The sequence below is a fragment of the Rossellomorea aquimaris genome, from assembly GCF_000935355.1.
GTDB classification, from domain to species: domain Bacteria; phylum Bacillota; class Bacilli; order Bacillales; family Bacillaceae_B; genus Rossellomorea; species Rossellomorea aquimaris_B.
In genome coordinates, this window is record NZ_JXZC01000003.1 from 120,656 (window position 1) to 147,308 (window position 26,653).

General features: G+C 46.1%; 26 protein-coding genes. 17 read left to right on the forward strand and 9 right to left on the reverse strand.

Annotated features, from left to right (window positions below; all coding sequences use genetic code 11):
- Positions 1-111: 111 nt before the first annotated feature.
- Positions 112-705, reverse strand: coding sequence for a TetR/AcrR family transcriptional regulator (locus TV75_RS10150; protein WP_044338643.1), 594 nt, complete (start codon positions 703-705; stop codon positions 112-114).
- 144 nt (positions 706-849) lie between these two features.
- Between TV75_RS10150 and TV75_RS10155 the strand changes: the two genes are divergently transcribed.
- Entirely contained in the window at positions 850-1,845 is a 996-nt protein-coding gene (locus tag TV75_RS10155) for an NADPH:quinone oxidoreductase family protein (RefSeq protein WP_044338644.1), read from the forward strand.
- 127 nt (positions 1,846-1,972) lie between these two features.
- On the opposite strand, the gene TV75_RS10160 is transcribed toward TV75_RS10155, so the two are convergent.
- The 3 genes from TV75_RS10160 to TV75_RS10170 all read right to left on the reverse strand — a co-directional run bounded on the left by TV75_RS10160 (position 1,973) and on the right by TV75_RS10170 (position 4,497).
- Entirely contained in the window at positions 1,973-2,749 is a 777-nt protein-coding gene (locus TV75_RS10160; protein WP_082051235.1) for a phosphatidylserine decarboxylase, read from the reverse strand.
- Positions 2,742-3,287, reverse strand: a complete 546-nt coding sequence (locus TV75_RS10165) for a helix-turn-helix domain-containing protein (protein WP_052504516.1) — start codon at positions 3,285-3,287, stop codon at positions 2,742-2,744. The genes TV75_RS10160 and TV75_RS10165 overlap by 8 nt, the downstream gene beginning before the upstream one ends.
- 205 nt (positions 3,288-3,492) lie before the next feature.
- Entirely contained in the window at positions 3,493-4,497 is a 1,005-nt protein-coding gene (locus tag TV75_RS10170; protein ID WP_052504517.1) for a hypothetical protein, read from the reverse strand.
- A gap of 187 nt (positions 4,498-4,684) precedes the next feature.
- Between TV75_RS10170 and TV75_RS10175 the strand changes: the two genes are divergently transcribed.
- The 4 genes from TV75_RS10175 (at position 4,685) to TV75_RS10190 (ending at position 9,742) form a co-directional block, all read left to right on the forward strand.
- Positions 4,685-5,662, forward strand: coding sequence for a LacI family DNA-binding transcriptional regulator (locus TV75_RS10175; protein ID WP_044338645.1), 978 nt, complete (start codon positions 4,685-4,687; stop codon positions 5,660-5,662).
- Between the two features lie 206 nt (positions 5,663-5,868).
- Positions 5,869-7,242, forward strand: a complete 1,374-nt coding sequence (locus TV75_RS10180; protein ID WP_044338646.1) for a PTS transporter subunit EIIC — start codon at positions 5,869-5,871, stop codon at positions 7,240-7,242.
- Positions 7,243-7,314: 72 nt separating this feature from the next.
- Positions 7,315-8,790 carry a sucrose-6-phosphate hydrolase gene (locus TV75_RS10185; RefSeq protein ID WP_253275509.1) on the forward strand — a complete coding sequence of 492 codons (1,476 nt, stop codon included), beginning with the start codon at positions 7,315-7,317 and terminating at the stop codon, positions 8,788-8,790.
- Positions 8,783-9,742 (forward strand): aminoimidazole riboside kinase, encoded by a 960-nt coding sequence (locus tag TV75_RS10190; protein WP_044338647.1) that lies wholly within the window; start codon positions 8,783-8,785, stop codon positions 9,740-9,742. The genes TV75_RS10185 and TV75_RS10190 overlap by 8 nt, the downstream gene beginning before the upstream one ends.
- A 239-nt stretch (positions 9,743-9,981) precedes the next feature.
- On the opposite strand, the gene katG is transcribed toward TV75_RS10190, so the two are convergent.
- A complete protein-coding gene (katG, locus tag TV75_RS10195) occupies positions 9,982-12,201 on the reverse strand; it encodes a catalase/peroxidase HPI (RefSeq protein ID WP_044338648.1) in 2,220 nt (739 codons plus the stop codon).
- Positions 12,202-12,447: 246 nt separating this feature from the next.
- Here katG and TV75_RS10200 point away from each other — a divergent pair, with 246 nt between their 5' ends.
- The 10 genes from TV75_RS10200 (at position 12,448) to TV75_RS10245 (ending at position 20,930) form a co-directional block, all read left to right on the forward strand.
- On the forward strand, positions 12,448-12,918 hold the full coding sequence (locus TV75_RS10200) for an SRPBCC family protein (RefSeq protein ID WP_044338649.1): 471 nt from the start codon (positions 12,448-12,450) through the stop codon (positions 12,916-12,918).
- A 375-nt stretch (positions 12,919-13,293) separates the two neighbouring features.
- Complete coding sequence (locus TV75_RS10205; RefSeq protein ID WP_044338650.1) at positions 13,294-14,532, forward strand: MFS transporter; 1,239 nt, start codon at positions 13,294-13,296, stop codon at positions 14,530-14,532.
- A gap of 147 nt (positions 14,533-14,679) precedes the next feature.
- On the forward strand, positions 14,680-14,892 hold the full coding sequence (locus TV75_RS10210; protein ID WP_044338651.1) for a hypothetical protein: 213 nt from the start codon (positions 14,680-14,682) through the stop codon (positions 14,890-14,892).
- A 77-nt stretch (positions 14,893-14,969) separates the two neighbouring features.
- The gene (locus TV75_RS10215; RefSeq protein WP_044338652.1) at positions 14,970-15,860 is read left to right on the forward strand and encodes a GNAT family N-acetyltransferase; all 891 of its coding nucleotides are present in this window, start codon (positions 14,970-14,972) and stop codon (positions 15,858-15,860) included.
- Between the two features lie 266 nt (positions 15,861-16,126).
- Complete coding sequence (locus tag TV75_RS10220) at positions 16,127-16,339, forward strand: helix-turn-helix transcriptional regulator (protein WP_044338653.1); 213 nt, start codon at positions 16,127-16,129, stop codon at positions 16,337-16,339.
- A complete protein-coding gene (locus tag TV75_RS10225; protein WP_044338654.1) occupies positions 16,333-16,758 on the forward strand; it encodes a hypothetical protein in 426 nt (141 codons plus the stop codon). Before TV75_RS10220 ends, TV75_RS10225 begins: the two co-directional genes overlap by 7 nt.
- Positions 16,759-16,770: 12 nt before the next feature.
- Positions 16,771-18,315, forward strand: a complete 1,545-nt coding sequence (locus tag TV75_RS10230) for a CPBP family intramembrane glutamic endopeptidase (RefSeq protein WP_044338655.1) — start codon at positions 16,771-16,773, stop codon at positions 18,313-18,315.
- 245 nt (positions 18,316-18,560) lie between these two features.
- Positions 18,561-19,742, forward strand: a complete 1,182-nt coding sequence (locus tag TV75_RS10235; protein WP_044338656.1) for a permease — start codon at positions 18,561-18,563, stop codon at positions 19,740-19,742.
- A gap of 191 nt (positions 19,743-19,933) precedes the next feature.
- Positions 19,934-20,461 (forward strand): DinB family protein, encoded by a 528-nt coding sequence (locus tag TV75_RS10240; RefSeq protein ID WP_044338657.1) that lies wholly within the window; start codon positions 19,934-19,936, stop codon positions 20,459-20,461.
- 34 nt (positions 20,462-20,495) lie between these two features.
- Positions 20,496-20,930 (forward strand): RidA family protein, encoded by a 435-nt coding sequence (locus TV75_RS10245; protein ID WP_044338658.1) that lies wholly within the window; start codon positions 20,496-20,498, stop codon positions 20,928-20,930.
- A 141-nt stretch (positions 20,931-21,071) separates the two neighbouring features.
- Here the strand turns inward: TV75_RS10245 and TV75_RS10250 are convergent, their stop codons facing one another.
- Positions 21,072-22,370 (reverse strand): MFS transporter, encoded by a 1,299-nt coding sequence (locus tag TV75_RS10250; RefSeq protein WP_044338659.1) that lies wholly within the window; start codon positions 22,368-22,370, stop codon positions 21,072-21,074.
- A 243-nt stretch (positions 22,371-22,613) separates the two neighbouring features.
- Complete coding sequence (locus TV75_RS10255) at positions 22,614-23,027, reverse strand: Lrp/AsnC family transcriptional regulator (RefSeq protein WP_044338660.1); 414 nt, start codon at positions 23,025-23,027, stop codon at positions 22,614-22,616.
- Between the two features lie 118 nt (positions 23,028-23,145).
- On the opposite strand from TV75_RS10255, the gene TV75_RS10260 reads away from it, so the two are divergent.
- A complete protein-coding gene (locus TV75_RS10260; protein ID WP_044338958.1) occupies positions 23,146-23,904 on the forward strand; it encodes an MBL fold metallo-hydrolase in 759 nt (252 codons plus the stop codon).
- A gap of 86 nt (positions 23,905-23,990) precedes the next feature.
- On the opposite strand, the gene TV75_RS10265 is transcribed toward TV75_RS10260, so the two are convergent.
- Together TV75_RS10265 and TV75_RS10270 are read right to left on the reverse strand one after the other, a co-directional pair.
- Positions 23,991-24,662, reverse strand: a complete 672-nt coding sequence (locus TV75_RS10265; protein WP_044338661.1) for an HAD-IB family hydrolase — start codon at positions 24,660-24,662, stop codon at positions 23,991-23,993.
- Positions 24,663-25,049: 387 nt separating this feature from the next.
- The gene (locus TV75_RS10270; protein ID WP_044338662.1) at positions 25,050-25,883 is read right to left on the reverse strand and encodes a YitT family protein; all 834 of its coding nucleotides are present in this window, start codon (positions 25,881-25,883) and stop codon (positions 25,050-25,052) included.
- Positions 25,884-26,026: 143 nt separating this feature from the next.
- On the opposite strand from TV75_RS10270, the gene TV75_RS10275 reads away from it, so the two are divergent.
- Positions 26,027-26,638 carry an FMN-binding negative transcriptional regulator gene (locus TV75_RS10275; protein WP_044338663.1) on the forward strand — a complete coding sequence of 204 codons (612 nt, stop codon included), beginning with the start codon at positions 26,027-26,029 and terminating at the stop codon, positions 26,636-26,638.
- The last annotated feature ends 15 nt before the right edge of the window (positions 26,639-26,653 follow it).

Below are 26,653 nucleotides of genomic sequence, written 5' to 3' on the forward strand. Positions count from 1 at the left end.
TGACTCCTTAGACAAGGGAGTCACCTCTTTTTTATTTCTCAAAACAGGTTTAGAACCTATTCTAAGCCTGTTTTTTATAAAAGCTTTTTTATTCAGCACTGGTCAAATCGTTCATTTCTTGACATTCAGGATGTGATGGATCGATTCTTGGCACATCTTTTGATAATAATCGTGCAGGGTTTCATCATCCCTCATCAGCCATTGAATCAGGCTGCCGTCAATCATGGCACGGATACTTTTGGCTGCTTGTTGGATCTCCTCTACATGAAAGACATCTTCTTCGATTCCCTGTTGGATAATAGATTCGCCGATGGACCAGCAGTTTTCATAAAACCTCTGGTTGATTTCTTTGTAGCGGTCATCGTTCTTGATTTGAGATAGGAAGTCCAGGTACACCCGGTAGAATGTTTTATTTTCAGCGGGACTGATGAATACCTGATTGAGATAGGCATCCAGCTTCTCAAGGGCTGTATCTTTTTCCTGGATGGATTCAGCTTCTTTTTCATAGATTCTGGTTGTGAGCCATTCGAAAAGATTGGCGAATACATCCGCTTTATTTTTGAAATAGTAGTTGGTTACGCCTTTACTCACATCGGCGTAATCGGCGATATCCTGCAAGGTCACGGATTCATATCCTTTTTCCGTTGCGGCTTGAAAGGCGGCTTTTAGTATTTGTTTGCGTCGTTGCTCAGCTTTTTTAGCCATCGTAACATCGAACCTCCATTTGAATCTTGTCCTTATTATACTAAAGAAGAATGATTTTATAAACTGACCAGACAAAATAAATTGACCGGTCAGTATAAAATATACTATGATGAACGTAATCAAATCGAAAGGGGAATGATTCAAATGTCGAAATCATTTAAAGCTCTTGTTGTGAATAAAACCGAGGAAGACTTCTCAGTGAACGTTGAATCACTGTCAATGGATGACCTGCCGGAAGGAGATGTGACCATACGGGTCCATTATTCCAGTGTGAACTATAAAGACGGGTTAGCGAGCATTCCGAAGGGGAATATCGTGAAATCATATCCGTTTGTACCAGGGATTGACCTGGCCGGGGTTGTCACGTCATCAGGAGATCCCCGTTATAAAGAGGGTGACAAGGTGATTGTGACCAGCTATGAATTAGGTGTTTCCCATTACGGTGGTTACAGTGAATATGCAAGGGTCCCTGCAGATTGGGTGGTCCCATTGCCGGAACAGTTGACCATGAAGGAAGCCATGGCCTTCGGAACGGCAGGATTTACTGCAGCCCTTTCAATCCATCAATTAGAGAAGAACGGATTGACTCCTGAAGACGGTCCCGTTTTAGTGACCGGGGCGACAGGAGGCGTCGGAAGTATGGCGGTTTCCATACTTGCGAAACGGAATTATGACGTCATCGCCAGTACGGGGAAAGAATCCGAACATGAGTACCTAAGGAAATTGGGGGCGAAAGAAATCATTTCCCGTGAAGACGTCACGCCCGAGAAGATCCGTCCGATGGGAAAACAACGCTGGGCCGGGGCCGTCGATCCTGTAGGCGGTAAAACATTGGCAGCCGTATTGAGCCATACACAGTACGGAGGATCCGTCGCCGTCAGCGGATTGACCGGGGGAGGGGACGTTCCGACAACGGTATTCCCGTTCATATTGAGAGGCGTGAACTTATTGGGGATCGATTCGGTTTATTGCCCAAAAGACTTGAGAGTCACGTTATGGGATCGCATGGCCACAGACTTGAAGCCTGATGGATTAAATGACATTCAGAATGAAGTTTCATTCAATGAGCTTCCTCAGACCTTATCCGATATTCTTGCAGGGAAGGCAAGAGGGAGAACGGTTGTAAATATTTTAGAATAAGAAGTAATATGAATGATCTAGTGTTTCGATTTATTATGTAAGGGGCGGACCTCGCTGATACCGCGACATGTGTAAAGAAATTTTTAAAACGCCTCCTCCCTACAGGGAAGAGGCGTTTTCGTTTCGATTATGACAACCACGTTCCAATTTCTTCACCCATTTTGACGGGGCCAGTTTTACCGTTAAAGCTGAACGTAACTTTTGGAACGCAAAGCACCACTGTCGAGCCAAATGAGAAGTACCCATACGGATCTCCCCGATGAACGACATTTGCCTCATTCGTCCGTACGATCGAATTCACATTCAGAGCACCAACCATGACATGGGCAAGAGGGGATCCTGCCACATCGAAACGGGAGACGAGGCGGTAATTCCGGGTGAGGGGACGGAGACCATGCTTAAGTCCCAGTTCGTTCACGGGAGCGGCATCTTTTCCAAGCGTGTAGACTTCCTCCACTGTCGCATCGATCGGAACGTGGACCCGGTGGTAATCGGTCGGACTTAGGTAAAAGATGAGAACCTGACCGCCGGCATATGGTGCTGCTTTCTCTGATGATCCCAACAGTTCTTCCACCGTGTAATTCTGCCCCTTGACCATGAATGTGCTCTCCGAGGTCAAGTGGTCGACAACGGATAAATATCCGTCGCACGGACTGACGAATGCATTTGCTGCGTCAGGGATCGGACGCGCGCCAGGTTTCAATTCCCTTGTGAAAATGTCATGAAGGGTGCCGTAATCACGGAGCCCCCGGGTTGCTTCCTCCATGTTCAGCTTATACATTTTGGCAAAAGAGCCGATGAACGGTTTGCTCACCTTTGATTGAGCAAACCTCCGTAATCCTTTTGCGATGATGGGATGGCCATTTAATTCGAATACTTTTCTATAAAATTTAGTTCTAATCATTTATTTTCACTTCCTTAGGGTCTGGTATTAGCATTTGTATCAGAGAAATCCTATCGTTTTCTTCCGTCGGTCTGTTCGATTTGAATTTACTCAGAAGCTCGTTCATGCCTTCATTCAACTCTTTGAGCTCGTCGGGTGTCAGGTAAAGATCCAACTGATGATATCCGAACGAATCCACGGAGGGATCCTGATTATCCAGGAGATAGCTTCTGGCCTGTCCTGTAACGGAAGAAAGGAAGGTCATGAATAATTTTAAATGTTCTTCACCTGTCAGCTGCCCCAGCTCTTCCACGGACATATATGGGCTGTCTTCCTGTATGGCATAGGTTTTTTCCACTGCACCCCGAATCTTCCGCTCGTGGATGACATAGATGATCTCACTTTTCGTCAAACGATTTAAATGGCGGTAAAGTGTGGCCTGTGGGACATCCGCCATCCATTCCTTCAGCTCATGTACAGTGGCTGCCCCCTTAGATAGATGCTGTATAATCCGCATCCGGATGGGGTGAAGGATCAAGTCTGTATTTAGATTGGTCATTAGGTTCAATCCTTTTTATTATTGTTATTGATATTGATAATAATAGAATGAGGGTTGATTGTCAAATGAAGAATGGTAAAAATGGGGGTGGGGAATATACCCAAGGTGATAACCTCACTAATAAAAGTCCCACCCAAAACGTGTGAATCGTCTCGGGGGAGACCAGGTTATGATATGGGCTACCGAAAATCATGATGCATGAATGTCATGATTGGCCAATGTGATTTTCTTTGAGCCACTGCAGGATTTTCTCTGAAATGACCTCACTATTTTTGTCCAGCATCATAAGGTGGGAGTTGCCATCAATGCCTTCTTCCGTCAGTCGAATAAGCTCTGCCTTCCCCTTGTAGCCGCTGATTAAATCGACCGTTTCCTGCACTGCTTCCATTCTGGATACTTGATTGCGGGATTCAAGGTAGTCCCCGTATACGCCGAGATAAGGGATGTCAGCGAAAACTTCCTTCACTTCTTCCGGGTCCGTCGGAGATCCCACAGGCTCAATGGCGATGATGCCTTCGACCAGGTCCGGACGCTGTCTGGCCACTTCGTATCCAATTTCTCCCCCCATGGAATGAACAAGCAGGATGGATGGTCCGGTTCTTTCTAATAAGGCAATCATATTCCCGACTTCCTGCTGGTCGGCACGGGATCCTCCACCGGCTTTTACTCCTGTCGCTTCACCGGCAGATGTGTCTTTGATCTGCATCGGGATCGATTCATAGAATTCATGGAAATAGTCTGCCGGAAATTGTCCATCTGGATATGGGGTGGCAGGTGCAGAGCCGAGACCCCATCGTGGCCAGATGCTTTCTGAATCCCAGCGAGATAAGGATGCCAAAGCTTCTTCCTCCGTTAATCCAGCACTCGATAGATCATGTGTGTCGACGGTATAAACAGGATGGCCTGCGTCTGCGAAGGAATAGGCCCACCCGTTTTCACCATCCGGGGTGCTTTCATAGATGTTGGCTCCGAGGCCCAATCCAGGGATCATGACAACGGGGGCTTTCTTAGAATTCTTCGGGATGAAGGAGTGAATGTAGGATTGCTTGTCAACTTGATTTCCTGCGAAGAAATCGTTCATTTCCGCAAGCTGCAAAGATCCAGAGCTCATAGTCTCAGATGCTTGAGCTTCTTTTACCCTTTCTGTGACGGGATGAATGGCTGTCAGAAGTAGGACACCGGTCGCAAGTACTCCAATGGTTTTTTTCATTTTTATCTCCTCCAACTACTATTTGCTGCGCCGTTTTTTCGGCGAGTCATCATTATAGAGGAATAATATGGCTAAAGTATGAATGAAATTTTAACAAAAAATGAAGTCTCCTGCAGGGCCAAATAGTAAAGATGCGGGGGTATCTGCTATACTTAAATGGATTTTGTAAGAAGGGAAGCGATGATGGATGGCAACGATGAAGGATGTGGCCAAGAAGGCAGGAGTGGCGGTCGGTACTGTATCAAGATTTGTAAATAATAAAGGCGGTATCAAGGAATCGACGAGGAAGAAGGTTGAAAAGGCCATCGCTGAACTGAATTTTCAGCCAAATGAAGCGGCAAGGAATTTCAAGACTCAGCAGTCCAAGACGATTGCATTGATCATCCCTACTATCTGGCATCCCTTTTATTCAGAGTTTGCTTACCATGTGGAGAGGGAGTTTTCACAAAAGGGATATAAGACACTCCTTTGCAATTCACAAAATGATGCGGAACGTGAGATCAACTATATAACGATGCTGGAGAAAAATAAGATTGATGGGATTGTGGCGATCACGTATAGCAAGGTGATCGATCAATATATTTCCAGTACCTTGCCCCTTGTCAGTATCGACCGGCACTTTACGGAAGATGTAGTCACAATTTCCAGTGACAACTATGCAGGGGGACAGCTGGCAGCGCAAGTGCTTGTTGATAGAGGGTGTCAGCACTGCGCTTATATGGGAAGTGTTTCAGAGATAGAGAATGAATCCATGCTGAGGAGTAAAGGGTTTCAAGAATATTTAGAGAAACAGCGTACAAAGACTACTTTTTTAATATTGAATGAACCGGTAGAAGACCTGGAAAGAGAGATTCGACAATTTCTTGACGTTCATCCTTACATAGACGGGGTTTTTGCTATGAATGATAAATGGGCAGCTATTGTGATGAATGTACTGAAAGAAATGGGGCGTCAGGTGCCCGAAGATGTCCAAGTGATCGGATACGATGGGGCCAGAATGAGCAAGGATGCTCTCCTCACGCATTCTACGATCCGGCAGCCGATTGAAGAGATGGCCAAAAGGTCTGTGACAGAGCTTCTAAATATCATTGCCGGAAGTAAAGTCAATTCCAAAGTGGTTCTGCCTGTAAACTATTTTGAAGGTAATTCTACAAAAAAGCCTTGACTAAGAGATAAAACCATTTTAAAATAAGCATCAGAAAACGTTTTCATTTAAAATGCTTGTGAGAAGCATTTTAATTTTAGAACATTTTTGAAACGTTTCAAAAATGTTTGTTTACATGAATATATTTTTTATTATAAATTTGAAACGTTTCAAATTTAGATATTCGTTCATTTGGATGAGAAACATAGTAAAAAGGGGGAGAAAAAATGGCCAGGGATGTTAAAAAAGTAGCTGGAGAAGTGCTGAACGCATTAGGTGGAAAAGAGAATATTCAAAGCATGGCCCATTGTGCAACAAGACTGAGAGTAGTTCTAAAAGAGGATGATCACCTGCAGAAGGAGACAATCGAGAACATAGAAGGAGTGAATGGGTACTTTTATCAAAACGGGCAGCATCAAGTCATTCTCGGAACGGGGTTTGTCAATAAGGTATATGATGAGCTGACGAAGCAGGGGATTGAAGAAGGTGATTATAAAGAGGCAGCAAACAAGAAGCTCTCTCCACTTCAACAGGTGGTCCGCTCACTGGCGGATATTTTCATCCCGATTATTCCCGTATTGATTGCGACGGGTCTATTGATGGGGCTCAGAGGATTATTGATCAACGGTTTCGGGATGGAATTAACGGATGAATGGGTCATTTTATCTCAAGTCCTCACGGATACGGCATTTGTGTTTATTCCGGTATTGGTGACATGGTCAGCCATGAAGAAGTTTGGGGGGACACCGGTCATCGGGATTGTTCTCGGGTTGATGCTGGTTGCGCCGCAATTACCAGACAAGTGGGCCGTTTCCTTTGGGGATGTTGAACCATTAGTCCTTTCATTTTTTGGTTTGGACTTGACGATTACTGGGATGCAGAGTTCCATTCTGCCTGCTGTGTTCATCGGTTGGTTAGCTGCAAGGTTGGAGCGATTCTTTCGTAAATGGGTCCCTGAAATGCTCGATCTAATCGTGACTCCATTTTTGACATTACTTACTTCATTAATTCTCGGTCTTGTGTTAGTGGGTCCTTTTATCTTAACCGTCGAGAATATATTAACGGACATCATCATGTATTTCTTCGAGCTGCCCCTGGGATTGGGAGGTTTGATTTACGGGGGAGCAATACAATTCCTTGCCATTACAGGCATGCACCACACGATTGTACCTGTCACGGTTAAAATGGTTGCTGAAACAGGCTATGACATTATTAACCCGATTGGTACTGCAGCCATTGCGGGTCAAGCAGGAGCAGGTTTAGCGGTGGTTCTGTCCATTAAAGATCGCATCAAGCGCTCAACCATGCTGGGTTCTGTTTTTCCTGCATTCTTTGGCATCACGGAACCCGTCATGTTTGCTATTAATCTACCGAAGGGCTCACCATTCTTGTATGGATGTTTAGGTGGGGCAGTCGGTGGAGGACTCGCATCGATTTTAGGAATTGCAGCAGCCGGGACGGGATCTTCCATGATACCTGGGATGCTGCTTTATATCGGGGATGGACTGTTCCTCTATATCCTTGTCATGCTCGTGGCCTTATCGACCTCTTTCATTGTAACGAAATTCGCTTATCGAGAGAAAAAAGCAGAAACGAAATAAATAAAACGAAGGATGGGGGGAGGAATAAGACCCTTCCTTTCTTATTTTCATACTAAAGGAGTCAGTACAATCATGTTGGATTTTTCAAATAGAAGAAACAGATTCGTTAGGATGGATGAGGTATCGGATACCTTTCTGACAGAGCTTGACGCAATGGCTAAAGGAGATGCTTTTTATCCCAGGTATCATATCGCCCCTCACCACGGATTGCTCAATGATCCCAATGGATTATATCAGCATCAAGGAGAGCACCATTTCTTTTATCAATGGTTCCCTCTGGGTCCTGTCCATGGATTGAAGCATTGGTATCACGTGTCTACGAAGGATTTCGTTCATTATACGGATCATGGGGTCGCTCTCTATCCGGATCAGGACTATGATTCCCATGGCTGCTACTCTGGAAGCAGCTTTCAGCTCGATGATCAAGTCTACCTGTACTACACAGGGAATCGAATGGTGCAGGACGGGGTGTTCGAACAAACGCAATGCTACGCCACGGTGGAGAAAAATGGGGGAATCGTGAAAAAGGGCGTGATCGTCAATCGGGATCCCAAGAAGCATACCCACCATTTCCGCGACCCTATTCTTTTCAGCAGGGGCAGTGATCATTATATGCTGGTTGGTGCTGAAACCATTGAGGGAGATGGAACGATAGCAGTGTATCATGGGAAATCCCTCGAAGAATTCTCCTATGCTGGGGATGTAGAACTCGGATTGGGGATGCCCTTCGGTTATATGTGGGAGTGCCCGAATTATTATGAGACAGAAGACAAGGGCGTACTCATCTTTTCCCCGCAGGGTGTAACATCGGAAACTAAATATGATTTGAAAAATGTGTTCTCAGTCGTGTATATCGTTGGAGATCCACTGGATGTAACAGACATGACATTCCATCATAATGGGTTCATCGAGATGGATAAAGGGTTCGACTTTTATGCTCCTCAAACGTATTTAGATGATCAAGGGAGAAGGATCCTCCTGGGATGGTTGGGCAATTCGAAAAGCGAGTATCCAACCGACCGGAACGGATGGGCACATATGCTGACCATCCCGCGGGTCTTAACGATCCATGGCAATAAAGTTCGACAGGAGCCTGTCGAGGAGTTAAGAAGATTGAGGAGGTCTTCCCGAGAAGTGAAGGGATCAATGGAGTTAAACAGCTCGTCATTTGAACTGGAAGGGGACCTCGAAGACAGCTTTCAAATCATCATTTCGAATGATGAGGGTGATACATTGATGTTTTCTTCAGATGGTCAGGAGTACTGTCTTGATCGTTCCAATACAACGCATGTATATGCTGAAAAGTATGGAACGAAACGATATGCCCTCCGTCAAACCGGTCTATCCCAAAAAATCAGGATGTACGTAGACGCATCCAGTATCGAGATTTTCTGTGATGAGGGGGAAACGGTCTTTACCAGCAGGTTCTTTATCGACCAGATTACCAGCCTATCCGTTAGCGGGGTCATGGGGACACTTTACGACTTATCATCTATCAGTCTCGTTAAAAAGGGTGAAGCCAATGAGGACGGTGCTATGTATGAATAAGAAAGAAGGTGTCATATGTTTAGGAGAGTCACTGGTTGATTTCATTCCCATGGACAAGGAGAATACCATTTATCAAAAGTGCCCCGGTGGAGCTCCTGCCAATGTGGCGGTTGGAGTTTCGAGATTGGGTGGCAAATCCTCCTTCTTAGGGAAGGTCGGTGATGACCTCCTTGGAAGATTTTTACGGGACGTACTGAATGATTATCATGTTGAAACATCGTCGATGATTTTGACAAAAGAAGCGAGAACCGGTGCTGTATTCGTCACTCTTTCCGAGACTGGGGAGAGGAGTTTTGAATTCTATATTCAACCAAGTGCAGATCAATTGCTGAAAGACACCGAGGTTAATGAAGAGCCCTTTATGGAACATGCCATTCTCCATCTCGGCTCCATTTCCACGATTCACGAAACGGCCAGGAAGGCAACGATGAAAGCCGTACATTTGGCTAAAGACAATGGAATGCTCGTGTCCTATGACCCGAATCTACGGATGAACTTATGGGAAAGTGAGCAACAAGCACGTGACATCATTCATTCCATGCTGAATCATACGAATATACTGAAGATTTCCGAGGAAGAATTAGCATTTCTGACTGGCCGGGAAGAGGTCCTGGCTGGTATTGAAGCCCTAATGCAATATGAGATTGATCTTATCTTCGTCACCCTGGGATCTGATGGCAGCTATGTATTCCGGGGTAATGAATATGTAAAGGTCCCGGCGATGAGAATCGAGGTTGTTGATACAACGGGGGCGGGGGATGCGTATATGTCCGGAGTATTATATCAGTTGAATCAATGGGATAAGGACCTTGAAGCTCTTACCAAAGAGGATTTAGAGAGGATCGCCAGGTTTGCGAGTGTTTCGGGGGCGCTAGCAATCTCTACTAAAGGAGCGATGACGGCCCTGCCTGAGATCGGGGATATCGAGAGGTCTTTGAGTGAGGGGCATTAGAGCCTTTTTAAGGTATATGAAATGTATAGTTTAGAAGAGTTGTGTTTAAGCAGCTCGTTTGAAGCACGTTGAGTACCCACAACGGTTTATTGTTGTAAGGATATAGCGCTTGTTGAATGGATTACGAAACTTATGACCCTAAAAAAATTAATAAATGCTCCTTTCTCGAAAAATCTTTACAACTGTCACATCAAAAAGCACGCCTCACCCTTAAATGGAGAGGCGTGCTTTTTATATCTCTAGTTTCTTAAATCAAACCGATCCGCATCCATCACCTTCACCCAAGCGGCAACAAAGTCACGGACAAATTTCTCTTGATTATCATCCTGTGCATACACTTCTGCAACAGCACGAAGGACGGAGTTGGAACCGAACACGAGGTCAAAGCGTGAAGCTGTACGAACCACTTCACCCGTCTTGCGGTCGCGGCCTTCATATTGGTTGAATCCTGCCGGTTTCCATTCGATGCCCATATCCAGCAGGTTCACGAAGAAGTCGTTCGTCAATGCACCGACGCGTTCCGTGAAGATGCCGTGTTTCGAATCACCGTGGTTGGCGCCGAGGGCACGCATACCGCCTATAAGAACGGTCATCTCAGGGGCAGTCAGTCCTAACAGCTGTGATTTATCCACAAGCATTTCTTCCGGGCTGACGGCATATTCCTGTTTCTGATAGTTGCGGAATCCGTCTGACACCGGCTCGAGTACACCGAAGTTTTCAGCGTCGGTCTGCTCGGCGGTTGCATCCCCGCGGCCAGGTGAGAATGGAACGGTTACGTCAAAGCCTGCATCCTTGGCGGCTTTTTCTATGGCTGCGTTTCCACCTAACACAATCAGATCCGCAAGGCTGACTTTTTTATCAAGCTTGCTTTGAAGATCCTCGTACACTCCAAGAACTTTCTCAAGCTGCTGTGGTTCATTCGCTTCCCAATCTTTCTGAGGAGCAAGACGGATGCGTGCACCGTTCGCGCCACCGCGCATATCGGAACCGCGGTATGTGCTTGCGGATGCCCAAGCGGTTTTCACGAGCTCGCTCACGGTTAAGCCAGTCTCAAGGATCTTTTCTTTTAACGAAGCCACTTCGCTATCCGATAAATCATAATCCACCGCCGGAACTGGATCCTGCCAGATCAGGTCTTCTTGTGGAACTTCTGGACCCCAGTATCTCGCTTTCGGACCCATGTCACGGTGAAGGAGCTTGAACCAGGCACGGGAGAAGGCATCGGCGAACTCGTCCGGATTCTCATGGAAATGACGGGAAATCTTTTCATAGTCCGGGTCCATGCGGAGTGCCATGTCGGCCGTCGTCATCATCGTCTTCACTTTGATGGACGGGTCCTCGGCATCAGGTGCCATATGTTCTTCCGTCATGCCGACAGGTGCCCATTGGGATGCGCCTGCAGCACTCTTCGTTTTCTCCCACTCATAGCCGAACAGGAGGTCGAAGTAGCCGTTGTCCCATTTCGTTGGATTCGTCGTCCAGGCACCATCGACACCGCTCGAAATCGTGTCGCGGCCTTTTCCGCTTCCGTGTGAACTGATCCAGCCGAATCCTTGATTTTCAATGTCCGCGGCTTCCGGATCGTCACCTACAAGAGAAGCGTCGCCGGCTCCGTGGGCTTTCCCGAATGTGTGACCACCTGCAACAAGGGCCACCGTTTCATAGTCGTTCATCCCCATGCGTCCGAATGTATCGCGGATATCACGGGCACTTCCCAGTGGATCCGGCTCTCCGTTCGGTCCTTCAGGATTGACGTAGATGAGACCCATCTGAACGGCAGCGAGTGGATTTTCAAGCTCACGATCGCCGGAATAACGATTGTCGGCCAGCCACTCCTTCTCATTCCCCCAATACACATCTTCCTCAGGATGCCAGATATCTTCGCGTCCTGCACCGAATCCGAATGTCTTCAAGCCCATGGATTCAAGGGCGACGTTCCCTGTCAGGACAAGTAAGTCCGCCCATGAAATCTTGTTCCCATACTTTTGTTTGATCGGCCATAACAGGCGGCGGGCTTTATCAAGGTTGACGTTATCCGGCCAGCTGTTCAGCGGCGCAAAGCGTTGTGCACCTGACGAACCGCCTCCGCGACCGTCCGTTTCGCGGTATGTACCTGCTGCGTGCCAAGACATCCGGATGAAGAATGGACCATAGTGTCCGTAGTCCGCAGGCCACCAGTCCTGGCTGTCCGTCATCAGATTGTGAAGATCCTGCTTCAGGGCGTCATAATCAAGCTTCGAGAATTCTTCTTTATAGTTGAAGTCTTCTCCCATTGGGTTCGACTTCGTGTCATGCTGGCGAAGGATGTTCAAATTCAACATGTTCGGCCACCAGTCTTTGTTCGTCGTACCACCAGGAGCAGTCGTTGTTGTGATGGCGCTATCTTTGTGATGGGTGAAAGGACATTCTCCCGATGCTGCTGAGTGATCCTTTTGATCAGGGCGATTTTGGTTTTCCATTACGATTCACCTTCCTGTTTTCAAAGATTAGAGTGAAGAAATTATCACCAAAAATAGTGTGATAATTATAATAATTCTTAATTATCATTATAATAGATTGGAATTTTTATTGAAAGCGTGAAGCTTCTAAGAATGGTGAATTTTAACATCCAACTGTCCCAACTCTCTAATAACCAATAAAAGAAGGAAATAAGACAAAGTTGTCAAATCTATTGAGAAGCAAGATTTAATAGGAGGTCATTCGTTTTGAGTATCCCTTTTGAAGTAAAAAGAAGCTTTCATGTTTCAAAAGAAGAAGCATATACGGGTCTATTGGACCTTGATTCTGCTGAACACTGGATGAAAGGATTAGTAAGAATAGAGAGGATGGATGAAGGACCACTCCGTGAAGGCAGTGAGTGGAAGGAAACGAGAAAGATGTTCGGCAAAGAGGCCTCGGAACTTTTTGAGGTAGTGGAGCTTAGAGCACCTGATAAAATTGTTCTGCGATGCGACGGTACGAAGGGTACGACAGGCAAAGGAGAATTTGTATTCACCTATTTGCTTGCTTCAACAGGTGATCAAACGGAAGTGACGTTGCTTGGTGAAATCAAGGGGCTGACCGGCCTGTCAAAATGGTTCGGTAAATTGATGGCGGGTACATTCAAAAAGGCTTGCGCGAAGGATCTTGATTCCTTGAAGGATTATTTGGAGAAGTATAAAGTGGCAAGCTCCTGAAGCTTGGAATGTCCCAGTAAATCGACAGGTAGAAGTCCGTTCCCAAAGCTTACGAATCCCTGGCAGGCTACCAAAAAAACAATTGCGCGGGCAAGGGTCCTTTGCTATGATTATCTTACTTATACATGAAATGGAGGTTTTCCTGTTGACAGCATCAATCAGATTGCGTTTCCCGCTTTTCACTCGTTAATTGAATACGTTTGAAGGCTCTGCCTATGTCCAGAGCAATGGGATTGATCTGTCTATTTTTAAGAAAACCTGTATTTGTCGGTATTTTTAAAGAGGGGAGGAGTCTCCTCTTTTTTGTGTCTTAAAAATAACAAGTAGGCAAGGCTTATTTTTATAGTAATTATAATAGAAATGAGTTGGTGGGAAATGAATAAAGTAAATCAAAAGGAAGATTGGTTAAGGAATATCATTCTTTTTCTAAGCAGTCAGACGATCTCGTTATTCGGGTCGTCCCTGGTACAATACGCGATCATGTGGCATATCACGTTAGAGACGGAGTCCGGGTTGATGATGACGTTGTTCATCATTTGCGGATTTATCCCGACCTTCCTCCTGTCTCCGGTTGCGGGTGTCTGGGCGGATCGCTATAATCGGAAACTGCTGATTGTGTTATCGGATGGACTGATCGCGACTTCGACGCTGGTTCTCGCGATTCTTTTCTTAATGGGATACGATTCGATCTGGCTGCTGTTTGTCATGGCAGCGGTCCGTGCACTTGGAACCGGGATTCAGACTCCTGCTGTCGGTGCGATCTTGCCGCAGATCGTCCCGAAGGAAAAGCTGACGAAGGTGAACGGGGCAAATGGAAGCATTCAAGCTGTCATTATGTTTGTGTCCCCAATGGTCAGTGCGGCTTTACTTGGGATGGCATCAATTGAAATCATCTTCTTCATCGATGTCATTACAGCAGCGATTGCAATTATCACACTGCTGGCCTTCTTAAAAATCTCGGTGCATGAGAAGGCAGCAGAGAAACAAACAACAAGCTACTTCAGTGACTTCAAGCAAGGCTTGCAATATGTCAACAGCCATGGATTCCTGAAGAAGTTCTTCCTGTTCTTCTCCATTTTCTTTGTTCTGATGGCACCTGCGGCCTTTCTGACTCCGCTGCAGGTCACTCGGAGCTTCGGGGACGATATTTGGAGACTGACAGCCATCGAAATTGCCTTTTCCATCGGGATGATGGCAGGTGGAGCCATCATTGCTTCCTGGGGCGGGTTTAAAAATAAGATTGCCACGATGACATTCTCAAGTCTGATTATGGGATTCTGTACCTTTGCTCTTGGTATCGTTCCGGTCTTTTGGTTCTATCTCGTCTTCATGGCATTATTCGGAATCGCCATGCCGATTTTCAATACACCGACAATGGTGCTGCTGCAGGAGAAAATCGAAGAGAATTACTTGGGAAGAGTCTTTGGGGTCATGGGGATGATCTCCACTTCGATGATGCCGATTGGCATGCTGATATTCGGACCATTAGCCGATATCATCGCCATTGAATGGCTCCTCATCGGAACAGGCGTATTGACCATCCTGCTTTCTGTCATGCTGGGCCGCGACCAAGTGTTGATCGAAGCGGGGAAGCCTGCACCTGCCCTGGAGTAAATATTGTCTTAAAGAGCTGTCTTGTGGCAGCTCTTTTTTGTGCCTTGAAATAAAGGAACAGCACAATTTAGGGAGAATACTTATACTAAACAGAAGCATTCGATTTAGTTGTATTGCAAGATAAAAGAAAAGAAAGGGGATAGGGACATGACCAATAACTTAACACCAGAAAGTGAACTGCCTAAAATCAGTAAGCCCGCGAACCGTGGGCTTCATCAAGCCGGATTTTACCGCCTCGAGCAGTTTACCAGCGTGTCGGAATCCGATATCCTGAAGATTCATGGAGTAGGACCGAAAGCAGTGCGTATTCTGAATGAAAATCTGAAAGAAAAAGGGCTGTCTTTTGCAAAAAAACTCTAGGTTCCATGGGGACCGGTACCTTGGCCCCGAAAAAAAGGTGGCCTGTCCCTACGGCTCTTAAGGAGGTATGATGTACCATGCAAATAACCATTCAACCGCCTGTCAGCCTTGAACAGCTCTCCCGGTTTATTGAAAAGAAGAACAATCAATCACAGCATCATATAGGGTACTGCGGGGAGAAGGCAAGTGAGATTCTTGACTCATTAGAGACGGATTTTTCCGATTTGGGCGCATCCAAGTCCTTCCTTGTTGCATACCGGGATGAGCAAATGATTGGCGCACTGGGGTTTGATATCGACTTGGAAGATCAAAGTGCGGAAGCTTGGGGACCTTTCGTGGATGAAGAGGAAGATTGGATCAACATAGCCAGTGAACTTATGAAAAGGCTGCTTTCTTCACTTGAAAAACGATTAGAGAGAATCTATTTTTTTATTAATGAAGAAAATGAACAAGCCAAGGAGTTCCTTTATGATATAAAAGCCGTAGAGAAGGGTGAACATCTCATTCTTAAAGTAAAGCGAGAGCATCATAATTTATTCGATTCTTGTGAAGTTGAACCTTTTTCCCTTCATTTCAAGGAGTCCTTTTCAGAGCTTCATCATTCCGCCTTTCCGGGCGCATATTACAGTGCTGACGACATTCTAGGTTTACTTTCCGATCAACACAATCAACTTCTCATTATGAAGGATGGAAGTCAGCAAATAAAAGGCTATTCCTATATCGAGGCGAATCCAGAGCACGGAGAAGGAGATATTGAATTTATTGCGGTTTCCCCTTTGTACCGGAAACAGGGGATTGGGACACAACTAGTCAAAGCTTCTATCCAAAAGCTTTACCATCACGATGAAATTGCCGACATCACCCTTTGTGTCAGCAAGAAGAATCACCAGGCCATAAACCTGTATAGGGCTGCCGGTTTCGACGTTGTTCATGGGGTGGTCAGCTATGAGTGGATGGCGAAGAGTTAGAGAAGAGAGGTGAGTCAAGAAAGAGTGACTCACCTCTCTTTTTCATTGACTATCTATTGAATGGAGTGCGCATAGCTATCGTTTATTTTCTTCACAGGTCCCACTTCTTTTTTCTAAAACTTCCCAAGTCAACCCTCAAATACATTTATTAACAATTCCGCCACAATAAAATGTCCATTTTACAAATAAAGTAAAACATCCTATACATAATGCAAAGGATACCTTACATTTAAGGTAATAAATCCATAAAAGGAGAAAAATGGTAGATGCTAAATAATTCTGTTCGTGAATTGCGTGCCAGGTTCCGGTTTACCCAGCAGGATCTGGCTGACCGAATCGGCGTCACCAGACAGACGATCGGATTGATCGAAAAAGGGGATTATGCACCATCCATCACGCTGGCTCTGAAGATTGCACACGCATTTAATGTTCCGGTTGAAGAGATATTTCGCTTGGAAGAGGAGAGAGGTTCATGTTAAAGAAGATATTTCAGTCACCATTGTTCAATGCCGTTCTCATCATTGGCCTTGGGATCATCATGTTGGGAGATCATTATGCGGACCATATCCCGGATTGGCTCGTGGTGGATTCCATGGTGCTCGGGATTCCGATCCTCATCATGATGGCGATCATTCCAATATATAACAGACGGCATCCGGGAAATCGGATCAAACCGAGCGTGATCCCGATGGAGCTGCGGGAAGAAGATGAGGGGATGCAGTGGCTGACGTTCAAGGCGACGAGGAAAGTGTATATCTTCTTTGCCTTCGCGATTCCGATCGGCATTGCGCTTACCGCTTATTTACACCACATTCCTTATTTTCCTATCATTTTACTAATCGGAATGGGTGTCGTTCAATACCTCATTTATTGGTTCCAGATGAAGCGATTCAGCTAAAGGGGGAAACAGATGGATACTCAGTTGATCATCTCAATCATCATACTCATCACCCTGGCGGAAGTCGGTGCCGTCATCCTGTTTGTGAAATACAGAAGGGGGGACATGGACATCAACCCGTTCATGACCATCCTGAAAAAAGAGTGGATCATTCTTTTCTATGCCTTTTTCAGATGGAAGAGGAAGAATGGCAATGACAAAGGAATCCAGAGCTATTATTATCACAAAGGATCGAATTATTTCTGGCTGTTCATCGCGCTCCTTCATGAGCAGGTGATCGAAGGGATTGTCTTTCACATCTATTTAAAAGAAATCGATCCACTCAGGGCCAATATCCTGGTAGTGCTCCATGTGTACAGCATCCTCTACATGCTGGGAGATTATAACCTAGTCAGAAACTCGCCAATCCGGATAAAAGGAAACAAAGTCGTCATGAACGTCGGGGTGAGAAGATCATTGACCTTTCATATCAGGGATGTCGCAGTCATTCAACCGGCAAGGACGCAGTATAGCAAGGGCGGTGGCATCATCCATGAAAAAAATGCCTACCATGTCAGCATGCTTCCAAGGGTGTTCACCCGGGTATTCGGCATGATGGATGAATTGAAGTATGAAATCATCTTCAAGGAGCCCATTTATGCACGAGGCTATTTTGGCCAGAAAAAAGAAGTGAAGAAAGCTCTGCTATCGATGGACGATCCGGAGCCATTCATCATGGATCTTCAGGAAAAAGTGGAGTGCTATGATGAAAGTGAAGAAACGGAAGAACACCGGTTGGTCGCTGCCGCTCATGAAGGGAAAAGACCGAGTCTCATCAACTGGAAGGTCTATATCACGCTTCTCATCTTGAATATAGTGGGAGCTTTGGCCATCGCCCCTTATGCCATCGCACGTGAGAACCTTCATGAAGTCATGGGACTGAGCAAGCTGTCCTTCACCCTGTTCTACGTCATCCAAGTGCTATTGGAAGCCGGAATCCTGTTATTCATCGCTTTATGGCTCGCAAAGAAGGTGAAGCTCAAGGCCCCGATCATCGAAGCCTTTTTCAACAAGAACCAATCGCTTCATTCTTTTAGAAAGCCCGTCATTAAATCCGCCCTCTACGGTGTACTCGCAGGTGTGGCCATCAGCATCTTCAGCCTGATTGTATCGAAGCCGCTCGGAGTGGATAATTCCTCACTAAATGAACCCGCATGGTGGCTCGGGACATTGGGGTCATTCGGTGCAGCCGTGAATGAAGAGTCGATTTTCCGTCTCTTCCTGGTCACGGGGCTGATTTGGCTTCAGATGAAGGTATTCAAAGGAACGGCGACCAAAGCGAAGAAATGGACGGCCATCTTCATGGCCTCCCTCGTCTTCGGGATCATGCATTATGGCGTGGCGGCCTCGAATTTTGAGATGACACTGGCCCTATTCCTCAGCATGCTGGTCATTAATGGGATAGGTGGCCTCGTGTTCGGCGCACTCTTCGTCTTCATGGGACTTGAATTTGCCATGATCGCTCATTTTACAGCGGATATCGTGCTGCATGTGGTGGGGCCGCGGGTGGTGGAGTGAGCCATGGGGACAGGTCCCTTGGCCCCATTTTGATGCCAGCCCCGGTGCGTTAGTGTATAACGCACCGGGGCTGGCACTTTTTTTATAAAAATCAAGTGTTACTTAAAACAGTTAGTGGTAAAAGTACAATGATCGTATACCCTGATGCGTTTTTCCTCAATTAAAACAACATGCAAAAATTCTGCATAAATAGTGGGTAACAATAAAATATAGCAGATCTTTATCACAGAAAAGGAGATGATTACTTGTTAGAATTGATTGGCGAATCTGCGAAGACCTCACTGGGTTATTTCTGGAAATCCGGTTGGGCATTCGTACTCGGATACTTGATCAGTTCCATGATCCAGGCCTTTGTGCAGAAGGATAAAATGGTGAAGTATATGGGGAATCCAAGCTTGAAGTCTGTTGGGTTATCCACACTCTTCGGGGCGATCAGTTCCTCCTGTTCCTTTGCGGCACTGGCAGCAGGAAGGAATCTTTTCAAAAAAGGGGCTCATTTTATTCCTACCCTGGCCTTTTTATTTGCTTCTACCAATCTTGTGATTGAATTAGGCATTCTAATTTATATTTTTCTAGGCTGGCAGTTCGTGGTTGCTGAAATGATCGGGGGTATCGTCCTGATCTTCATTACTTGGATTCTTGTGAAAATCACTTATCCTAAGAAGCTGGTGGAGGAAGCGAAGGATCATGTGGAGGACGAAGAGGAAGGCGAAGAGCAATTCAATTGGAAGGACAAAATCAAAACCAAAGAGGGCTGGTATCAGGTAGGACATGAGTTTGTGATGAATTGGCAAATGGTGTGGAAGGAGATTACCATCGGGTTTACCATTGCGGGAATCATGGCCACATTCATATCTGAAGATACGTGGAAAATGTTCTTCCTTGCCGGTCAACCGGACTCATTTTGGAAGGTGCTGGAGAATGCATTGATCGGTCCGATTGTTGCCATGCTTACCTTCATCGGATCCATGGGGAACATTCCCATTGCCACAATCCTTGCTTCGAGCGGAGTGGCCTTTGCCGGGATCATGGCCTTCATTTATTCTGATCTAGTCGTACCACCGATTGTGGCGGTTCACAAAAAGTATTATGGATTGAAAACGGCATTATACATTGCAGGGATCTTCTATCTATCCATCATCCTGACAGCGATGGGAATGCATTATGCGTTTACGGCTATCGGGTTGATCCCGGAGAAGGCAAAACAAGTGATGAATGAATCACCCTTTCAAATCGATTATACCTTTTGGTTAAACATCGTATTTGCCATCGTTGCAATGCTATCCATCTATCTCAATAGACTGTTTATGAAGTCCGGTCATCACCATTCCATGATGAATATGGAAGGCGACTCGAAAGTGAAGACGATCGTTACGTATGTATGTATTGTTTATCTAGTGGTTGGAATGGTTGTGCATTTTGTATGATCCTTCAGTTAGGTTGCCCGTGACTTGCGGGCAGCCTTTTTGTGTGCCGGGCATGTGCCGACAAGGGATTCATTCCCCCACGTCGAACTTAACGTAAGAGATCATTTCTTTAACGTGTGCAAGATGTAGAAATGGAAGGTGAAACAGCCTGTCGTCTCATTTTCAAAGAAATCCATTGAGGAGGGAAGCGCATGAACTTTGAATTAAATGAAGCAATCGAGGTCTTGGAGAGAACTCCGAAGACCCTTGAATGTTTCCTTTCCGGTTTGTCAAAAGGATGGTTGGAGTGTGATGAAGGGGAGGGGACCTGGAATGCCACTGGAGTTGTGGAGCATTTAATCGAAGGGGAGAAACATAATTGGATACCAAGGTTGAAGATGATCTTTCAAGAGGGGGAAGGGGCGGTGTTCCCTGTTTTTGATCGTTTCTCCCATTTAGAAGAGGGTACTTCTAAAAGTCTTGAAGAGAAGATCCAGGAATTTGCTTCTCTCAGGGCTACGAATGTGGAAGAGTTAAAGGAGTTAGTGGCCCATCACCGATACTCCCTTGATGCGACGGGTATGCATCCTGCATTCGGCAAGGTCAGTGCCCGGGAACTCATCTCCACTTGGGTGGTGCATGATCTGACCCATTTTTCTCAAATTGTAAGGGTGTTTTCCAATCGTTATATGGAGGATGTGGGTCCCTGGAAAGAATACTTAGGGGTATTGAATTCTTAAATATGAGAATTCGTCAAAACATGGAGGGAATAGCATGAACAAAAAAATATCATTGATTCGGTCATCCCATTTAGCTGAAGTTGATTATGCATACGCTGCAAGAGTGCCTGCGGACATGGATCTCCTGTTTTTAGCCGGAGCTTGTCCTCTTAACAAGGAAGGGGAAGTTCCTCACGCCAATGATTACGATCTTCAAGCCAAACTGTGTGTCGAGAATATGAGGCTAGTACTGAAAGAGAGTGGGGCATCCTTGGAGGACGTCGTCTATACCCGGGTCCTTGTGGCTTCTCAAAATCAGTCCGATTTAGTGACGGCTTGGGATGCGATAAGAGAAGAGTTTGGGGATCATGACGTCCCAAGTACGTTATCAGGAGTGACTGTACTGGGATACACAAATCAATTGGTGGAAATCGAAGCCATTGCGGCAGTTGAAAAACGAGCAAATGGGGAAGAGCGGGAAGTCGATTGAAATGCTCTATCAGGGAGCAGATCCAGCCAGGGACAGAGCCCCGTTACACGAAAATGGTAGTGTAACGGGGGCTGTCCCTTTTTGGGATTATACAAGGGTGGTTGTCATTCACAGGTACGTTCGTTATGAAACGCCTTTATTTCAGCCAGTTTTTTTGGAAGATACAAGAAACCAAATCATGGCTGGAATAAGGACAAGTGAAACCACTCCTCCCCCTATCGAAAGGGCCGGGTAACTGGAGAAAGCCACGATGACTCCTGACAGCACTCCACCGGCAGCACCGGATAAGGCGACGAAGACGTCGACCGTTCCCTGGGTTTTGGCCCGGGTGAAAGGGTCTGTCGAATCGACAAGAATGGCTGTGCCGCTGATCAATCCAAAGTTCCAGCCAAGTCCGAGAAGGGCGAGTGCAAGTGCAAGGAACAGGATGGAATCAGTCGGTGCCATCGCTGCAAGGATGCCGGCAGCAAGAAGCGTCAGGGCAGATGCAACAACCATGGGCATGCGCCCGACCTTATCAACAAGTACCCCGGTCACAAGTGAGGGAAGGTACATCGCACCGATGTGAATGCCGATGATCAGACCGATGGCCGTCAACCCATGTCCATGATGCCCCATGTGGACAGGAGTCATGGTCATGACCGCGACCATGACGATTTGTGTCAGGATCATCACGGTCGCACCCAGGTAAATGCCCCGTTTGTTCCTTTCGGAAGAAGTGATTACTTCAGTGGCAATGCCGTCATCCCTTGTTTTCTGTGGTGTCGAAAGAGCTCTCGCCACGAAATAGGGATCCGGGCGCATCAAGATAAAGATGACGATCCCGGCCAGGGTGTAGGCAGCAGATGCCAGAATGAACGGTCCGCCTAGTGGTGGAATGCTGATTGATTCGGCAAAACGGCCCATCACATCAACCAGATTAGGACCGGCGACTGCACCGAATGTAGTCGAGACCATGGCGAAACTGACCGCAGTGGCCCGTTGTGAAGGCTTCGCCAAGTCTGTCCCTGCATAGCGCGTCTGCAAGTTAGTCGCAGTACCCGCACCATAGATCAGGAGAGATAAGAACAGAAGGGCAATCGAATCGGATACAGCGGCAGCGACAGCACCCATTGCACCGATTCCCCCGATCAAGAAACCGACAGAAAGGCCGATCCGTCTTCCATAACGCTGGGACAGCCGTCCAACAAAGAGGGCAGCCCCGGCCGAACCCAGGGTGAAGAGGGCAACCGGTACGCCTGAGAAGCTGTCCGTCCCCAGCATGTCCTGAGCGAGAAGCGCCCCTACCGTTATGCCGGCAGCGAGCCCTGCGCCCCCAAAGATTTGAGCGATCATGATAATGATCAATGTTCGTTTATATAGAACCTGTTGGTGTTCGGAAGAGTCCTTACACCTTGTAATGGCTTCTTCATCAGGTGAAAAGCTAGCATTCGTCTTCATCCGTTATCCATCCTATTCAGGGAGTTTAGTAAAAGTCGTTCTAATGAATACTTGGTTCGTCTATCCATCTCTTATTCTTCTAAAATCATATCCTTCATTATATACCTAATTGGGTATATAGGGAAGAGAGCGTAATCCGGCTTTGAACCGTGGTGAAGGGTCAGCGGTCCTAAACTTGGATAAGGTCCGTCCCTCACCGCGGTAAAGTTTTACCGTATTGAGGGACGGACCTTTGGCGGGTAGTTAACGTTTGTTGATGACAATGGATAGTTTGTAGTTTACATATTGCGTCAGTTGGGTGATGAAGTCATCCAGTTCATCGTGTGAGGGGAATTTGCATTCTAGGAGGTAGCAGCCTTCCCCGCTGATTTTATAGTTATGGATGACATATTCGGGAAACTCCTCAAGACAAGTGAGGTAAGGCTCATGATGAAGGCTTTTCGTATAAATATTGATATAGGCATGAACCGGGAATCCAGTCTTTCGGTCATTCACTTTGATGGTGTACCCTTCGATGATTCCTTCTTCTTCCAGTTTCAATACTCTGGTTGATGCTGCCTGTCCTGTCAAATGAACTTTGGCTCCCAGCTCTTTCATGGTGATCCGTCCGTTTTTGGACAGTTCTTCCAGAATCCTTTTATCCGTGGCATCCAACATCCCGACCCATCCTTTCACTATTCAAGTGGAATCCGATAAACACTTGATTTCTTCTATGTATCGATCTTTCTCCCTATTTTATACTATAGGTGAAGTCATTAGAAGGAGGAAAACGATGATGAATATACGACTGATACGAAATGCGACCCTGGTGGTAGAGTTCGCCGGAAAGAGATTTCTGATCGATCCTTTCTTCGCTGATAAAGAATCCATGCCCGCATTTCCGAATACACCAAATCAAGACCGTGCCAATCCGCTTGTAGGTCTTCCTATTGCGGTTGGAGAAGTGATGGATGTTGACGCGGTCATTGTGACGCACTTACATCCCGATCATTTCGATGAAGCGGCCATACATGCTCTGCCTAAGGAATTAAAGGTGTTTGCACAGAACGAGAAGGATGCAGGAACCATCCGTGAGAAAGGCTTTCTGGATGTGGAAGCGTTGGGAGAGCCGACCTTGTTTACGGAGATCGAACTTGTTAAAACAAGTGGCCAACATGGCAGGGGCGAAATCACTCAACTGACAGGAGAAGTGTCAGGGGTTGTTATGAAGCACTCTGATGAACAAAGCTTATACATCGCAGGTGATACGGTCTGGTGTGCTGACGTAGAAGCAGCGATCGCTACCCATCGACCCGAAGTGATAGTTGTCAATGCAGGAGCAGCCCAATTTCTGGAGGGGGGACCGATCACGATGACAAATGAAGATATCCTTCGTACACATCAGGCCGCTCCCGAAGCCAAAGTCATTGCGGTGCATATGGAGTCCTTGAATCATTGTTTGTTGACAAGAGATGAACTCTCGGAATTCCTTGAAGAAAATAATCTAAGTGGAATTATTTTAGTGCCGGAAGACGGGGAATCGTTGGAGTTTTAATCGAAATGGTGAGAAATAGGGGGATTGGTGAAGGAGTCAAAGGTTCCCTGGCCCTTGGAGCCATGGAACCTGTCCCTCTGGTCCCTTTAAGAAGCAAAGATTGCCCATTTGTTTTGTTCGGCAACCTTGATCATGTCTTCTTTTGGATTGACCACAATCGGATGGGTGGCATAGTTCAATAAGGGGATATCGCTTTCGCTATCCGCATATGCCCAGATTTCTGATGCATGATGATCCTCTAAGTGTTGATTGGAATCGATCCATTCAAGCAACTTCTCCACTTTTGTGCTGCCGTTGATGATCTTGCCCAGCTCTCCTGTACAGATTCCGTCTTCATCCCATACTAGTTCGGTACTTAAAATATGGACGTCGAGCTGTAACTCTTCAGTGAATATTTTTAGAAAAGGCTGAAGGGCTCCCGACAACAAAACGACGGTATCGCCATTTCGGTGGTGCTCGCGAATTTTTTCCACAAGGTCTTCATGAACATCTTTCTTTCCGCACTCTACAAGCTCCTGGAAAAATCCTTTCAATTCTTCATCTGTCCTGCCTTTGAAGGCTTTGGCAAATGCCTTGAAAAAGTCATGGCGGAACCGATTTTTGCCCTTGACCGCACCAACGGCAGCGGCCTTCGCCAATCCTTGTCCGACAACGGCCCACTGCTTCATGGTGAATCTTCTCTTACCGATTTCCATCATGATCGTAAAGGAATTTCCTTGATAAAGAGTCCCATCGAAATCAACGGTGACGATTGCCAAATGAACCACCTCTTTTTTTCGTAAGTATAGGATAGATCCAAGTTAATGTAACTATTAACCAGTTGCTTAAGGGATATTCTCGCATATAAAAAGTCTACTTATCTCTTATTCTAGGTTCTTTGCCCGAACACCTCCTAAGCATTTATCCTATGGGGAGAAAAAGCATAGAATCCATCACTCTTTAATTGTTATTAGAGATTGATTGAAGGACACGTCAGAAGCGAGTGAGGCCGGTTGGAGGATACAGGAAGGGAATGGATGGAAAGCAAATGGTGTCATGCTAACACCTTTATAAGCTTGGTTGAAGTAGTTTTTATAAATAAAGGGACAAGGCGAAGACCTTGTCCCTTTTGCTATGGATTGCTTTGGTGTAACACCATAAGGATTTTATGTCTTCGGAAACGTAAAGCCTTCCCCGAACACATCCCGCACATCGTGAACGACGACAAAGGCTTTCTCATCAATCTGCTGGATCGTCTTCTTTAAGAGGAAGAGTTCCTGTTTATTGATCACGACATACAGGATATCCTTCGATTCCTTTGAATAATGTCCTGTTGCATTGATGATGGTCACCCCGCGGTCCATTTCTTCGCTCACTTTCTCAGCAATGGAGACGGTGTGCTCTGAAATGATAGTGACGGCCTTTCTTGTATCGAAGCCATCAATCAGGTAATCAAGGATCTTCGTGCTGATGTAGATGGATATCCCCGTGTACATCGTATTCTCGATTCCGATGACAAACGACGAACCGAGGACGACAAGGATATCGAACACAAACATCGTGGTGCTGACCCCCCAGCCGAAATGCTGATTGAGCATGCGGGCAATGATGGTGGATCCCCCTGTCGTACCTCCTGACCTCAGCACAAGGCCGAGTCCGATCCCGATAAACACACCGGCAAAGACCGTTCCGAGCATGATGTCAACGGGATTGCCCATGCCCTCTGTCAAATGAATGAAGAGGGAGGTAAAGAAGATCGCGAGCATGGTGTAACATGTCACGCGTTTATTTAATACTTTATAACCGATCGCTAAGAGGACCCCGTTCATGACGAAGTTGGTGATACCCGGTGACCATCCCAACACATAATAGAGAGTCATGGATATACCGGTCACGCCGCCTTCCCCAAGTTCATTCGGGATGGCAAACCAGTTCACCCCGAGGGCGAAGAACAAGGAACCAATAATGATCAGTGTGATTTCTTTGGTTGTTGCATTCATATCATCACTCCGTTCCAATTTCATACTAGGATACTATATCATAAGGGGAAATCTTATGGAAAAAAATCTTGAAACTAAGTAAGATTTATAGTGATTAGCAGAAACATCAACACTCTCATTAACGTTTGGAAAGGTGGATCATGATGTATATTCCTAAAGACTTTAAAATCACGGATGAGTCGGTGGCGTTCGGGGTCATAAAAGAACACAGTTTTGCCACTCTATTTTCTTCACACGATGGAATGCCGGTCGCTACACATTTACCGCTCCTATTAGACGAAAAGAATACGTGTTTATATGGCCACTTTGCCCGTCCCAATCCTCAGTGGAAAGAGATCGAAAATCAAATCGTTCTGGCTGTTTTCCACGGTCCTCATTGTTATATCTCCCCGTCCTGGTATGAGACGGGTAAAGCAGTGCCGACATGGAATTACGTATCCGTTCATGTGTATGGAGAAGTCGAGCTTCTGGAGGGGGAAAAAGAGTTGATGGAATCCTTTCACCAAATGGTCATGAACTATGAAGCTCCTGACAGTCCATACAGATTACAGGATGCAGGTGAAAAGTATCTTGCTGGCCTGAGCAAGGGAGTTCAAGGTTTCAAAATAAAAATCAATAAAATAGAAGGAAAAGCGAAGCTAAGTCAAAACCATTCATCGGAGCGGCAAGAGCTGGTGATCAATCAACTAGAACAGATTCCATATACAGATGAGCAACAGATTGCTTCGTTGATGAGGGCCAATCTGAAAAAGTGATGGTGTAGGGGATCC

Bases quoted from the DNA above. Each gene is read 5' to 3' on its own strand.
- TV75_RS10150 (WP_044338643.1), bottom strand. From the start codon at position 705: ATGGCTAAAAAAGCTGAGCAACGACGCAAACAAATACTAAAAGCCGCC.
- TV75_RS10155 (WP_044338644.1), top strand. From the start codon at position 850: ATGTCGAAATCATTTAAAGCTCTTGTTGTGAATAAAACCGAGGAAGAC.
- TV75_RS10160 (WP_082051235.1), bottom strand. From the start codon at position 2,749: ATGATTAGAACTAAATTTTATAGAAAAGTATTCGAATTAAATGGCCAT.
- TV75_RS10165 (WP_052504516.1), bottom strand. From the start codon at position 3,287: ATGACCAATCTAAATACAGACTTGATCCTTCACCCCATCCGGATGCGG.
- TV75_RS10170 (WP_052504517.1), bottom strand. From the start codon at position 4,497: ATGAAAAAAACCATTGGAGTACTTGCGACCGGTGTCCTACTTCTGACA.
- TV75_RS10175 (WP_044338645.1), top strand. From the start codon at position 4,685: ATGGCAACGATGAAGGATGTGGCCAAGAAGGCAGGAGTGGCGGTCGGT.
- TV75_RS10180 (WP_044338646.1), top strand. From the start codon at position 5,869: ATGGCCAGGGATGTTAAAAAAGTAGCTGGAGAAGTGCTGAACGCATTA.
- TV75_RS10185 (WP_253275509.1), top strand. From the start codon at position 7,315: ATGTTGGATTTTTCAAATAGAAGAAACAGATTCGTTAGGATGGATGAG.
- TV75_RS10190 (WP_044338647.1), top strand. From the start codon at position 8,783: ATGAATAAGAAAGAAGGTGTCATATGTTTAGGAGAGTCACTGGTTGAT.
- katG (WP_044338648.1), bottom strand. From the start codon at position 12,201: ATGGAAAACCAAAATCGCCCTGATCAAAAGGATCACTCAGCAGCATCG.
- TV75_RS10205 (WP_044338650.1), top strand. From the start codon at position 13,294: ATGAATAAAGTAAATCAAAAGGAAGATTGGTTAAGGAATATCATTCTT.
- TV75_RS10210 (WP_044338651.1), top strand. From the start codon at position 14,680: ATGACCAATAACTTAACACCAGAAAGTGAACTGCCTAAAATCAGTAAG.
- TV75_RS10215 (WP_044338652.1), top strand. From the start codon at position 14,970: ATGCAAATAACCATTCAACCGCCTGTCAGCCTTGAACAGCTCTCCCGG.
- TV75_RS10220 (WP_044338653.1), top strand. From the start codon at position 16,127: ATGCTAAATAATTCTGTTCGTGAATTGCGTGCCAGGTTCCGGTTTACC.
- TV75_RS10225 (WP_044338654.1), top strand. From the start codon at position 16,333: ATGTTAAAGAAGATATTTCAGTCACCATTGTTCAATGCCGTTCTCATC.
- TV75_RS10230 (WP_044338655.1), top strand. From the start codon at position 16,771: ATGGATACTCAGTTGATCATCTCAATCATCATACTCATCACCCTGGCG.
- TV75_RS10240 (WP_044338657.1), top strand. From the start codon at position 19,934: ATGAACTTTGAATTAAATGAAGCAATCGAGGTCTTGGAGAGAACTCCG.
- TV75_RS10245 (WP_044338658.1), top strand. From the start codon at position 20,496: ATGAACAAAAAAATATCATTGATTCGGTCATCCCATTTAGCTGAAGTT.
- TV75_RS10250 (WP_044338659.1), bottom strand. From the start codon at position 22,370: ATGAAGACGAATGCTAGCTTTTCACCTGATGAAGAAGCCATTACAAGG.
- TV75_RS10255 (WP_044338660.1), bottom strand. From the start codon at position 23,027: ATGTTGGATGCCACGGATAAAAGGATTCTGGAAGAACTGTCCAAAAAC.
- TV75_RS10260 (WP_044338958.1), top strand. From the start codon at position 23,146: ATGAATATACGACTGATACGAAATGCGACCCTGGTGGTAGAGTTCGCC.
- TV75_RS10270 (WP_044338662.1), bottom strand. From the start codon at position 25,883: ATGAATGCAACAACCAAAGAAATCACACTGATCATTATTGGTTCCTTG.
- TV75_RS10275 (WP_044338663.1), top strand. From the start codon at position 26,027: ATGTATATTCCTAAAGACTTTAAAATCACGGATGAGTCGGTGGCGTTC.